Raw genomic sequence first — 11,074 nt, 5'->3', positions numbered from 1 at the left:
GCGCTAGCCGAACATGGCCTGCAGGTGCAGACTGGCGTCGTCATAGTCGCTGCGTTCGAAAATACCCTGTTGCAGGAAGGCTTCCATCTCCGGGTAAAGCTTGATGGCTTTATCGAGCATCGGATCGCTTCCAGCGGCATACGCGCCTACACTCACCAGATCGCGGTTGCGCTGGAAACTGGAGAGCAGTTGTTTAAATTGACGCACCCGCGCGTAGTGGGTGTCATCAATTAACGCGGTCATCGCACGACTGATTGAGGCTTCAATATCAATCGCCGGATAGTGACCGGCTTCGGCCAGACGGCGCGACAATACAATGTGACCATCAAGAATGGCGCGCGCCGAGTCGGCAATCGGGTCTTGCTGATCGTCACCTTCGGTAAGCACGGTATAGAAAGCCGTAATCGAACCGCCGCCGTGGGTGCCGTTACCGGCGCGTTCCACCAGGGCGGGGAGCTTCGCGAACACGGAAGGCGGATAACCTTTGGTGGCCGGTGGCTCGCCAATCGCCAGGGCGATTTCACGCTGCGCCATGGCGTAGCGGGTGAGGGAGTCCATGATCAGCAGCACGTGCTGGCCGCGATCGCGAAAATCTTCCGCGATGCGTGTCGCATACGCGGCACCCTGCATACGCAGCAGCGGCGAAACGTCAGCCGGTGCGGCGATCACCACCGAGCGTGCACGGCCTTCTGCGCCGAGGATGTTCTCAATGAATTCTTTGACTTCACGGCCACGTTCACCGATCAGGCCAACCACAATCACATCGGCTTTGGTATAACGCGCCATCATGCCAAGTAACACCGACTTACCGACGCCGGAACCCGCAAACAGGCCCATACGCTGACCCCGTCCGACAGTCAGCAGGGCGTTGATCGCCCGTACGCCGGTATCCAGTACATCGTGGATTGGCGTACGTTGCAGTGGGTTAAACGGGGCGGTGATCAATGGCGCACGATAGCCGGTGTCCGGGGCAGGTAAACCATCCAGCGGTTTGCCTGCGCCATCCAGCACGCGGCCGAGCAGTTCTGGCCCAAGCAACAGCTGTTTACCGCCTTGTGCGTTGTCACCGCTAAAACGGGCATAAACGCGCGCACCCGGCAAAATGCCGTCCACTTCTTCCAGCGGCATCATCAACAGTTTCTGACCGTTGAAACCCACCACTTCACTTTCCACTTCAGTGATGTTGTTGCCGTCGTGACGTTCGATGATGCAGGTCGCACCGAGCGGCAGTTGCAGCCCGGTGGCCTCCAGTACTAAACCGGTAGCACGGGTCAGACGGCCATAGCGGCGCACGGTTTGCACCTGCGAAATACGATCCTCGAAGGCATCGAGTGCGCCAAGCCAGCGGGAAAGACGCGACGAGGTCATTACAAGGTCCCCGGTGCGGCCAGACGGCACAGTTCCTGCCAGCGGGTTGCCACGCTGGCATCGAGATCACCATCTTCGGCGCTGAGTTTACAGCCGCCGGGATGCAGTGAATTATCGGCCAGCAGTTTCCAGCCGTGCAGATCCAGCGTCGGGCCCAGTGTCTGCTCAATGCGCTGTAAATCATCAGGATGCACACGCAGCTGCGGTTTGCCGCTGAACATGGGTTCTTGTTGAATCAGCTGCTGAATCTGGCGCAGCAGGGCGGTGCCATCCACTTGTGTAGCCTGGCCAATCACCGTGCGTGCCGCTTCCAAGGCCAACTGCATCAGACGTGAGGCGATGACGCTATCCAGCGCTTCCAGCGTGTGATGGAACTCAGTGACTAACTGCTGCATGCGCGCCTGTAAGGGCGCCTGCTGCTGTTGGGCATCGGCGAGTCCCTGCTGGAAACCGGCGTCGTAACCGTTCTGCTGTGACTCGGCAAAACCCTTTTGATAGCCTTCGCTGTAACCTTGCGTCTGTGCATCTTTGCGCATCTGCTGTTGCATGCGCTCCAGCATCTGCTGTTGCTCAGCTTCGGCACTCATTTCGACATCCACAGCCGGCTCTTCCTGCGGCAGTTCTTCCGCCACTTTGAAGGTGCTGCCTAAATCATCAGGCTGCCAGCGCTGCCACGCACGGGCGGAAAAGGCATCAGACATAAGTTTCCTCGCCACCACCAATTACCATTTCGCCGGATTCTGCCAGGCGACGGACCACCAGCAGGATCGCTTTCTGTTCGTTCTCCACGGCCGACATACGCACCGGACCACGGTTGGCCAGATCGTCGCGCAGGATATCGGCTGCACGCGCTGACATGTTCTTGAGGAACTTCTCGCGCAGCGGCTGTTCGGCACCTTTCAGGGCGATCAGCAACTGCTCGGACTCCACTTCCTGCAGCAGGCGCTGGATGCTGCGGTCGTCCACTTCCACCAGGTTTTCGAACAGGAACATCTCGTCGATGATCTTCTGTGCCAGCTCGCCGTCGAAGTCGCGTACCGCTTCGATAACCGCTTCTTCCTGCTGCGTCTTCATCAGGTTGATGATTTCGGCTGCGGTTCTCACGCCGCCCATCTTCGCGCGCTTGAGGTTGGTGCCATCCAGCAGGCCGTTCAGCACTTCGGTCAGTTCTGCCAGCGCCGCTGGCTGTACACCACCGAAGGTGGCGATACGCAGCATCACATCGTGACGCAGACGTTCGTCGAACAGCGCCAGGATATCTGCGGCCTGGCCACGTTTGAGGTGCACCAGAATGGTGGCGATAATCTGCGGATGTTCGTCGCGGATAAGATCGGCCGCTGCCTGTGGTTCCATAAAGTTGAGTGTTTCCATGCCGCTGGTGGTCTCGTTTTTCTCGAGAATATCTTCCAGCAAGCTTGAAGCACGCTCCTCGCCCAGCGCTTTGATCAGCACTGAACGCAGGTAGTCATTAGAGTTGAGGCTGAGCGCAGCAAACTGCTCGGCATCTGCTTCAAACTCGCGCAGCACTTCGGTCAGTTGCTTATGCGACACCTGACGCATCCCCGCCATCGCGGCGCTCAGGTGCTGCACTTCACGCTGGTTGAGGTGTTTGAACACCTCGGCCGCACGTTCTTCGCCAATGGTCATCATCAGAATGGCGCTTTTTTCAGTACCGGTCAGACTCATAGTTCTTTACTCATCCATTCGCGGATAACCAGCGCTACAACGCGCGGATCGTTTTCAGACATATCGCGGATGCGTTGGCTCATCACCTCGGCGCTCATGCGGTTATTTGATTTACGCTCTTGATCCAGCTCATCTTTGCTGAGCTGCACGCTGTAAGCTTCTTCAGATTCCAGCGCTTCCGCACGCGCTGCCGCTGCTTCTGCTGCCGCTTGCTCCTGCGCTTTCTTACGCATCAGCTGTGGGCGCACCAGCTTGCGATACAGGATGAAGGCAACCAGTGCCACCAGCAGCCAGCGACCGCCGCTCATCAACATGTCGAAGAACGCTTGCGACTGCCAGAACGGCAGGTCACCGCCAGTCGGCTCAGTGATGTTGAACTGTGAGTTCACCACGTTGACGCTGTCGCCACGATTCTGCGAGTAACCCATCGCTTCACGGGTCAGGTCTTCAATCTGTTTGATCTGCTGATCGTTCAGAGCAACGGCTTTGCCTTTGCCGTCATCACGGTAGTTCACCACCACGGCCACCGACAGACGCTGCACATCACCCACATTGACCTTGGTGTGGCGAATGGTGCGGTCCAGTTCGTAGTTCACGGTGTCGTTACGGCTTGAGCTGCTCGGGCCGCTGCTTTGCTGCGTGCTGGTTGTGGTGCCGTTATTGTTCGCCGCGTTGTTCTGGCCATTCGCATTCTGGCCGTTGGCATTTTGCTGCTGCGGATTGTTAACCGGTGCAGTATTCGCAGGGGCAGGTTGATTCGACAACGCACCCGGCACGCCACCTGGGTACGGGCTGCCATTCTGCTGGTTGGTATTAGTCTGACGCGAGCGAATCGCCGTGCTGTTCGGATCGGCGTTCGGTTTGTACTTCTCATCGGTTTGTTCGCTGCGGTCAAAGTTGATCTGCGCTGTCACCTGCGCATGCACATTGCCCTGGCCAACGATCGGATTCAGGATGGCTTCGATACGCTGCTGATAACGCGCTTCCACTTCAGACGCGTACTTCAGCTGTGCATCATTCAGGTCACGACCTTCGCTGTCAGAACGGGTCAGCAGACGACCGGCCTGATCCACCACGGTCACGTTACCAGGCGGCAGACCGGCGACGCTGCTCGACACCATATGCTGAATGGCCTGAATCTGGCCTTCATCGAGTGCGCGACCCGGTTGCAGGTTCAATGTCACGGAGGCCGAAGGCGCTTTCTGCTCACGCACGAACAGCGTAGGTTTTGGCATCGCCAGATGCACGCGCGCGCTCTTGACCGGGCCGAGCGTTTCAATGGTGCGGGCCAGCTCACCTTCCAGCGCACGCTGGTAGTTGATCTGCTCGCTAAACTGGCTGATGCCGAACTTCTCTTTGTCCATCAGCTCAAAGCCAACAGAGCCACCTTTCGGCAGCCCCTGTTGCGCCAGGCGCAGACGCAGTTCATGTACCTTATCGGCAGGCACCATCAAGGCACCGCCGTTTTCGGCGAACTGGTAAGGAATGTTCATTTGCGTTAGCTGGGTAACAATCGCGCCGCCATCTTCATCGGAGAGGTTGTTATAAAGCACGCGATAGTCAGGGGCTTTAGCCCACAGCACCAAGGCAAAAACCACTGCGATAGCGGCAGCGGCAGCAACAATGATTGGAATTCGCGGATTGGCGCGCAGGCGAGCCAGAAGGTCATTGAAACCTTTCTTTGCGGTATCTTGTGTGGCGGCTGCACTCGCATTCATGACCGATTCCTGCCTGACATAATTGACCGGGTTAGTTGTGGTGACAAAACAGACTCCCTGAAGCAACGTCTTAAATGAAATTCCAATCTTATGGCTGGCATTATTGATGAATCGGGTCACTTCGATGGCTGGATAAGCTGGGTTTTTTACGTTTATTTAGCGCCTTTGTCCTATTGACAGTGTGTTAACTTTTGCAGCGTGAAAATTTAAACCCTTCTTTAATGAGGTACAGGCATGTCGATTCAGGCAATAGATGGTGTGTTGCAGCAGCTGCAGTTAACGTCGTTACAGGCCAGCGGCAAGCAGGCCGAGTCAACCAATCAGGTAGATTTTGGTGCCACCATGAAAGCAGCACTGGATAAGATCAGCGACACGCAAACCGCCGCGCGCACCCAGGCACAGGATTTTGAAATGGGCAAACCGGGCATCCAGTTAAACGATGTGATGGTCGATCTGCAGAAATCCTCCATTTCCATGCAAATGGGTATTCAGGTGCGTAACAAACTGGTATCGGCGTACACCGATATCATGAATATGCAGGTGTAATACATCTAACTGACTAATATTTATAGATATTAGAATTAGATCGCTTTGGCATGGGGCAGGGATGGGACAAACTCGTTGAGTTTTTCGTTCAGAATGCTCCTTTGTGCTTCGTCGTTTTCCTTCATCCAGGATCCGTACACCTGGTAAACCATCTGCGCGTTTGCATGCCCCATCTGACTGGCAATGAAGTTGGGGTTCGCACCGGCTGATAGTGACCAACATGCGTATGTGTGCCTGGACTGGTATGGCTTCCGATAAGTAATGCCGGCCTTCTTAACTGCAGACCTCCACGTCTGCGGAATGGAGCCGACCGTGTAATAGCTCTCGCTGGCATTGTTGACGGCATTTACTCTCGGGTTAAACACGAAAGTTATTGCTTCTTCGCTGCTGCGACCGTATTCGCGTGACAGAAGGGTGATTGTTGCTTCCTCTCGCATGCGAGTTAACTCAAGCTGATCCCTGAGTATCTTCACCGCGGCATCGATGAGGAAAACCGTTCGCACGCCAGATGAAGTTTTAGGAGGCGTGAAGTCTCCCTGTACTGTCAGGTTTCGCCTTACTGATATCGTTCCTTTAACCAGGTCGATATCCTCCCACCCCAGCGCGCATAACTCTCCGTGTCGCATCCCGCTATACACCGCCAGCGACCAGAAGTTTTTTAACTGCCGTGTCTGACATGCTTCAATCAACCTGGCGAACTCATCCCGCGTCAGAGGATCCGGTTGAGGCTTATCCTTTTTCAGTGGTGACAGCGTAGCGACAACATTTCGATCTGCGTATCCGTTTTCGTGTGCAAACTTAAACAGGGAATACAGGTCAGACATGCAAGTGTTTACGTAGGCCACCGAACGGCCTTTTCTGTGCATGTTCTTCCCACGTCCGTAAACATAATCCCCCTTGAGCAATTCCATTCTCAGGCGCTGAACATCCTCTGTTCTGATAGCGCGGATCATCCTTTCACCGCCCATAATCCCGATGCAGGTTGCCAGGCGGGTCTTATAAGAAGCCAGTGTGTTGCGGCTTACCTCTGTCTCCTTAACCTGTAGCCAACGCTCAGCCATTCTGGTGACAGTCAGCTCTTCCGATACCGCGCAGAACCGTGACAGATTCTGTGAGTTGGGAAAGGCCTTCTGGTAATTGAATGCTCCCGTTTTGATTTCATAAACCACGTTGGCGCGCAATTCACCCGCAGATTTTCGGTTCTTCACGGTGTCGGGTATGCCAAGTGATTCCCTCACTCGCACCCCCTGATACTGGAAGCTGATGCGCAGAAACCCTCCATGGTTCTCCACGCCTTTTGGATAGACAGCCATTTGCGATCCTCACAAAGTGAAAAGGGCGATCAGGTTATGCTTTTTTGCGTTCTGCCGCATCAGGCTGTTTCTTCGCTTGCGCCTCGATCCACTTATCGATGGCTTCCCGGTTATACATGCACTGGCTGTTGAATCCCGGCACGCCTTCAGGCGACATGAGCAGATATTCACGCCCTTGCAGCCAGGCTTTTTCACGCGCTCGCTTAATCGTTCCGGGGCGCATACCGGTGACGGCAATCAATACCTGTTCGGACACCCATTTATTGGGTGCCAGTTGAATAACGTTTTCCATTGGCTCTCCGGATGTTGGTATATGACAACAAATAGGGGTAATCGTGTGGGATGTGGCTATATGGCAACATTTACTCTTTTGGTGGCCAGATCCATGCCAAGAGCAGGGCAATAGAAAGGGCCAGGTTTGTGATAACCCAGCCCGTGTCGACCTCGTCGCATGTGGCAGTCATTTTGCCGTCCGCATATCTTTATCAATCTGCCGCACGTAATGAATCAGCCAGGCTTTTGGCCGGAACGTATTCGGTGGCAGGCAGTTAATGGTTTTGGCGTGGTGATCAAGAATTTTGGTGATGATGCGGTCGTGTTCTGATTTAGGCCTGCCATCAATGGCGGTGCGGATTTCCGTTCTGCACTTACGCGCTACGGCCCTTAACGCGTTTTCGGTGGCGGGCGTCATGCCACCCTCCTGTGCCGCTGCGCCCACAATTCCCTTGCATGATCCTCGCAGCACTCTTTCGAGCAATAGCTTGTCCCTTCAAGTGATGGCTCGCCGCAATCAGCATTTAAACAAACCGGGGAGCGCGGCGCGGGTATCGGGCGATTAGCCAGCGCTATCTCTGTGTTGAGGATTTCGAGGTCTGATGCTGCGTCAATTTCATCGCACATTTTCCATCTCCTTGAATGCCTGCTCACATTGCAGCGCCACGCGGTTGATATGTTGCTCCATCGCTTGCAACGTCTGCACATCTGACAGCTGCACATCCAGATGAATCAGCCAGTTAATCGCCTGGCTGAGTTTTGGGTAGTATCCGACGAGTGACAGGTACTCACTGCCAGCGTTCTTACCTTCCTTAACTGTCTTCTTCTCCTGAACGATGTACTGATACTGGTCAGCGGTCAGGACGTATTTGTCGCCGATGTCTATTTGCATGGTATTTCTCCAGATTACAGGCAATAAAAAACCCCGCCGTGGCGAGGTCAGTTAGGTGATAAGCTCTCTATCTTCCCATTACATAATTCGTGCAATCACGAGGCGTCTTGGCATTGAGCCTGCCATAGTCGTAGGCGCGCCTGAGCTTTGTTATGGCTTCAGAATGTCCAGAGTATTTTGATATAACATCCAGATATTTTTTTGCGGCCCCATAATAGTCGCCCGTGGCGTGACCATCTACGCCTAAATTACAAACACTTGCCATATCGACAGCAATGTCAAAGTTTGACTTAGGTTGGACATGTCGCAACTTATTTTCCCTGACATATCGGTCTGCTTCGTCCACGATCTTCTTTCTCCAGCAAAGGCCTGATCCCTTAGGCGCTGCTTCTTCAGTCTGTGCAAATCCGTACTGGTTAACTGAGAACTCGCAATCTAAGTTGTTTTTACTGTCATGAATTACAAATGAGTAAGAATAAAAAGCTGGCAACACCGATAGCGATAATATCCAAATAAGCTTTGTCGAACTGAGCTTCATAGCGATCCCTCCTGAGATGAAAATCATATCGCACTATCGGTAGGTGAGCACTCAAGTGGTGCCGTTAAGGTAATCAGGTTTGCTGAACAGTGGCTCAGGCTTTCCACGGAAACCCGGCTTAAGCGCTTCCTCTTCAGTGCTAAAGATGTTGCCAGCTATTTCCCAGCAATCAGGCTCACTGAACGCCTTGCGCAGCGCCAACAGCTCCCTCGCCATTTCCTTTGAATCGCCATGCTGAACAAACCCATCTTCAGCAATCTCTGCCAAACGTTCATCGCTAATCATCGCTGCCACCTTTAGCTGAATCTGCGCTGCGGCCTTCGCATTCACACACCCCGCAGAACGCTAAAGTTAATGGAGAAGGCTCATCGGGTGATGCAACCTCATCGGCGTGATGGACAGTCCCGCGGTAAATGACGCTGAACCCATCGTCTTTAATCAGAAACAGCTTTCCAACTCTTCCGCAAATCTGGCGACGCTTACCGCTGACTTTTTCGAAAGTGAAAGCAACATCATCGCCAACCTTCACTTCTTTTGGCTTCCCGTACCACTTATGGCACTGTTTGCAACGCTCCATGCTCTTTCCCCTTATTCGCCAACCGGCCACAGGCCAGCCTTGATTAATCTGGCGCGGCGCTGTGCCGCCTCTGTGTTTATGCGCTGGCTGTCATTGGTAGCCATGCCGAAAGCGCGCCATGAAACGACGATCGCCTTCGGGTTCTTGTGAGTGATGCGCCTTGTGCTGACCAGCGTGTAAGTGAAGTCGGTGCAGCCATCTACAGGCACCGGGTCGCTGGCGGCAATCACCGCCGTCTCACCGCGCAGGCAGCCGCGCATGATGCTGTTGAACTGTCCGAGCGACATATGAAAAAGGGCGCTTAATTCGCGCCCTGTTCGTGGTCCCTTACTCAGCTGGAAAACTACCTTTTCCTTAAATCCCGAATTCGGGTGATTGTTCCGGCGGTAGTTAGGGAGTTTCATCATGGCTCACCGCCTATTTGATGATGAGTGACGGCTTGCCCAGCTTGATGTGTGCGCCGGGAATCTCGATACCTGCCTCAATCTGCTGCTTGATAGCCAGCTTGTTAGGCTTAATCGTGGTTTCGTACTCAACATAGTCAGCGGGGATCGAGCCAGCATCTGTAATTTCAACTGACTTGGACGGTGCACGAACTGTTACCTGGTGAATGCCCGCCTTGAGTGATTTCTTGCCAGCGGTTTCCAGCGATTTGGCAACGTACTCTTTGATGCTGCTTACGCGGTTTTCTGCGGCACGGGCGCGCTCTGCCAGTTTGCGGCTCTCTTCCTTGAGGGTTTCCGCGTACGCCGATTCGTTTTTACATACAGCCAGGCACTGCTCAACCTTCTCCTCAAGCTCCCACTCGATAGCGTCCAGCGTGTCAGCAATCATTTCCGGCTCCATGCCAGAATCGGTTAATGCAGCGAAGTCATTTGCGATTTGATATAGAGCTGTCATACGACTGCCTCCAGTTTGTTTTTGGCTTCGTGATAAATCTGCTGAACGTTCTGTTGTACTGGCATTCCAGCTGTCATCTTGTAGGCTTTCTGGAATACCGATTTAAGCTCGTTAATTGACGAGCAAAGTGGCATCTGTTCGCAGAGTTCATTGAGGTTGCTGGCGAATTCTTCGTTGCGCTGCTGCTCGTCCTGAACAACCTTCTCCTCAGGCATGTATGGCATTGTCGGCTCAGTGAAAACGCCTTCGGTCTCGTTCAGCATGTCCGTTGCGTTATCGAGGCGGTCAGCGCGAGGCCAGTACTTGCTGGCGCGTTTTACGATGGTTTTCCTTGCCATCTCCGACCAGAAGTTAACCCATGGTCCCTTGGGTGACGTGCCGGCTTTGCTGACCTTCCTGATGTCTTCAATTTCAGCCAGGCTCATCTCTTCCGTGAGGTAATCTCCGTCTGCCGTCTTAACTGTGCAGTAGCCACCAATCACCGCGCCGCGTTCCTCCGGAGTCACGAAGGCGTTGTATTTGTGGGTTGGCGCTTTATCCAGTCCGTTGGTTTCGTATGTGTCGCTGGCGTGCACCAGCTTGCACTGGCCCCATTTAATGACTCCCGCCGCCTGAGCGATGTGCAGAAGTCCCATATAGCTGATGTCGAGGCAAATCATCCCGTCGCGCGGAACCAGGTATGCCAGCTTGCTTGCCGGGTTGAGGCTTATACCAATGGCTGCAACGTTGATGATCGCGTTCTGTGCACTGATGGGGTTGCTAATGGCTGTCTTAGCCAGAAAGTCATTTTTCTGGAATAGCTGAATGGCGAACTGGCTTTCCTTAGCCCATGTGATCGACTGGTCGGAAACCGCACCAACAAATAGCGGCTCCTGCTTTTTTACGAACTCAATTAAATCGAAGCTCATCACGCCACCTTGTTAATCAGAACGTGAATACCGCGCTCGCGCTTCCCGGTATCTACCATCAGGTCGCGAAGCATTTCATCAAACCGGATGTGCCAGTCATCGTCGCTGTCCAGCATCGATACTGCCGCGCTGCCGTAGTTCTGCTGCAGGAAGTTCTGTGCAGCCATCATCAGCGGGTTGACGTGATTTCGGTTCATCCAGTCGTCGGCTTCTGCCGCCACCTGCTGCAATTCATCATCGGGCAGTGCGTCAGCAATTTTTTGCACTTCGACTTTGTCGCGTGCGTTCAGTGTGAATCGGCTCATTTAACTGACCTCCGTAACAGCTGCATTGCCATTGCCCACTTCGCTTTGTC

General features: G+C 54.0%; 16 protein-coding genes. 1 reads left to right on the top strand and 15 read right to left on the bottom strand.

Features of this window, described 5'->3' with window-relative positions; translation table 11 throughout:
* Positions 1–3: 3 nt before the first annotated feature.
* From fliI to fliF, 4 genes are read right to left on the bottom strand one after another with little or no spacing between them, the layout of a single operon-like run.
* Positions 4–1,368, bottom strand: a complete 1,365-nt coding sequence (fliI, locus tag QMZ65_RS03310) for a flagellar protein export ATPase FliI (protein ID WP_045815130.1) — start codon at positions 1,366–1,368, stop codon at positions 4–6.
* Positions 1,368–2,069 carry a flagellar assembly protein FliH gene (gene fliH / locus QMZ65_RS03305; RefSeq protein ID WP_034824427.1) on the bottom strand — a complete coding sequence of 234 codons (702 nt, stop codon included), beginning with the start codon at positions 2,067–2,069 and terminating at the stop codon, positions 1,368–1,370. The genes fliI and fliH overlap by 1 nt, the downstream gene beginning before the upstream one ends.
* Positions 2,062–3,054 carry a flagellar motor switch protein FliG gene (gene fliG / locus QMZ65_RS03300; protein ID WP_058959881.1) on the bottom strand — a complete coding sequence of 331 codons (993 nt, stop codon included), beginning with the start codon at positions 3,052–3,054 and terminating at the stop codon, positions 2,062–2,064. Before fliG ends, fliH begins: the two co-directional genes overlap by 8 nt.
* Entirely contained in the window at positions 3,051–4,772 is a 1,722-nt protein-coding gene (gene fliF, locus QMZ65_RS03295; protein WP_097116795.1) for a flagellar basal-body MS-ring/collar protein FliF, read from the bottom strand. Before fliF ends, fliG begins: the two co-directional genes overlap by 4 nt.
* A gap of 234 nt (positions 4,773–5,006) precedes the next feature.
* On the opposite strand from fliF, the gene fliE reads away from it, so the two are divergent.
* A complete protein-coding gene (gene fliE / locus QMZ65_RS03290) occupies positions 5,007–5,318 on the top strand; it encodes a flagellar hook-basal body complex protein FliE (RefSeq protein WP_034824419.1) in 312 nt (103 codons plus the stop codon).
* A 35-nt stretch (positions 5,319–5,353) separates the two neighbouring features.
* Here fliE and QMZ65_RS03285 read toward each other — a convergent pair whose 3' ends face one another.
* From QMZ65_RS03285 to QMZ65_RS03235, 11 genes are all read right to left on the bottom strand, one after another.
* Positions 5,354–6,631 (bottom strand): Arm DNA-binding domain-containing protein, encoded by a 1,278-nt coding sequence (locus QMZ65_RS03285; protein ID WP_283215410.1) that lies wholly within the window; start codon positions 6,629–6,631, stop codon positions 5,354–5,356.
* A gap of 34 nt (positions 6,632–6,665) precedes the next feature.
* Entirely contained in the window at positions 6,666–6,923 is a 258-nt protein-coding gene (locus QMZ65_RS03280; RefSeq protein ID WP_283215409.1) for an excisionase family protein, read from the bottom strand.
* A gap of 168 nt (positions 6,924–7,091) precedes the next feature.
* Positions 7,092–7,322 carry a hypothetical protein gene (locus QMZ65_RS03275; RefSeq protein ID WP_283215408.1) on the bottom strand — a complete coding sequence of 77 codons (231 nt, stop codon included), beginning with the start codon at positions 7,320–7,322 and terminating at the stop codon, positions 7,092–7,094.
* A gap of 198 nt (positions 7,323–7,520) precedes the next feature.
* Positions 7,521–7,796: a DUF5405 family protein gene (locus QMZ65_RS03270; RefSeq protein ID WP_283215407.1), complete on the bottom strand. Its 276-nt coding sequence runs from the start codon at positions 7,794–7,796 to the stop codon at positions 7,521–7,523.
* Positions 7,797–7,863: 67 nt separating this feature from the next.
* Positions 7,864–8,334: a hypothetical protein gene (locus tag QMZ65_RS03265; protein WP_283215406.1), complete on the bottom strand. Its 471-nt coding sequence runs from the start codon at positions 8,332–8,334 to the stop codon at positions 7,864–7,866.
* A 51-nt stretch (positions 8,335–8,385) separates the two neighbouring features.
* On the bottom strand, positions 8,386–8,619 hold the full coding sequence (locus QMZ65_RS03260) for a hypothetical protein (RefSeq protein ID WP_283215405.1): 234 nt from the start codon (positions 8,617–8,619) through the stop codon (positions 8,386–8,388).
* Positions 8,612–8,911: a hypothetical protein gene (locus QMZ65_RS03255; protein WP_283215404.1), complete on the bottom strand. Its 300-nt coding sequence runs from the start codon at positions 8,909–8,911 to the stop codon at positions 8,612–8,614. Before QMZ65_RS03255 ends, QMZ65_RS03260 begins: the two co-directional genes overlap by 8 nt.
* Before the next feature lie 11 nt (positions 8,912–8,922).
* Complete coding sequence (locus tag QMZ65_RS03250; protein ID WP_283215403.1) at positions 8,923–9,318, bottom strand: hypothetical protein; 396 nt, start codon at positions 9,316–9,318, stop codon at positions 8,923–8,925.
* A 10-nt stretch (positions 9,319–9,328) separates the two neighbouring features.
* Positions 9,329–9,811 carry a siphovirus Gp157 family protein gene (locus QMZ65_RS03245; RefSeq protein ID WP_283215402.1) on the bottom strand — a complete coding sequence of 161 codons (483 nt, stop codon included), beginning with the start codon at positions 9,809–9,811 and terminating at the stop codon, positions 9,329–9,331.
* A complete protein-coding gene (locus QMZ65_RS03240) occupies positions 9,808–10,719 on the bottom strand; it encodes a RecT family recombinase (RefSeq protein WP_283215401.1) in 912 nt (303 codons plus the stop codon). The genes QMZ65_RS03245 and QMZ65_RS03240 overlap by 4 nt, the downstream gene beginning before the upstream one ends.
* Positions 10,719–11,024 carry a hypothetical protein gene (locus tag QMZ65_RS03235; RefSeq protein ID WP_283215400.1) on the bottom strand — a complete coding sequence of 102 codons (306 nt, stop codon included), beginning with the start codon at positions 11,022–11,024 and terminating at the stop codon, positions 10,719–10,721. Before QMZ65_RS03235 ends, QMZ65_RS03240 begins: the two co-directional genes overlap by 1 nt.
* Positions 11,025–11,074: the final 50 nt, after the last annotated feature.

Source organism: Pantoea sp. EABMAA-21 (assembly GCF_030053335.1).
GTDB lineage: Bacteria > Pseudomonadota > Gammaproteobacteria > Enterobacterales > Enterobacteriaceae > Pantoea > Pantoea communis.
Note: the sequence above shows the minus strand (reverse complement) of the source record. Positions and strands in the feature narration are given on the sequence as shown.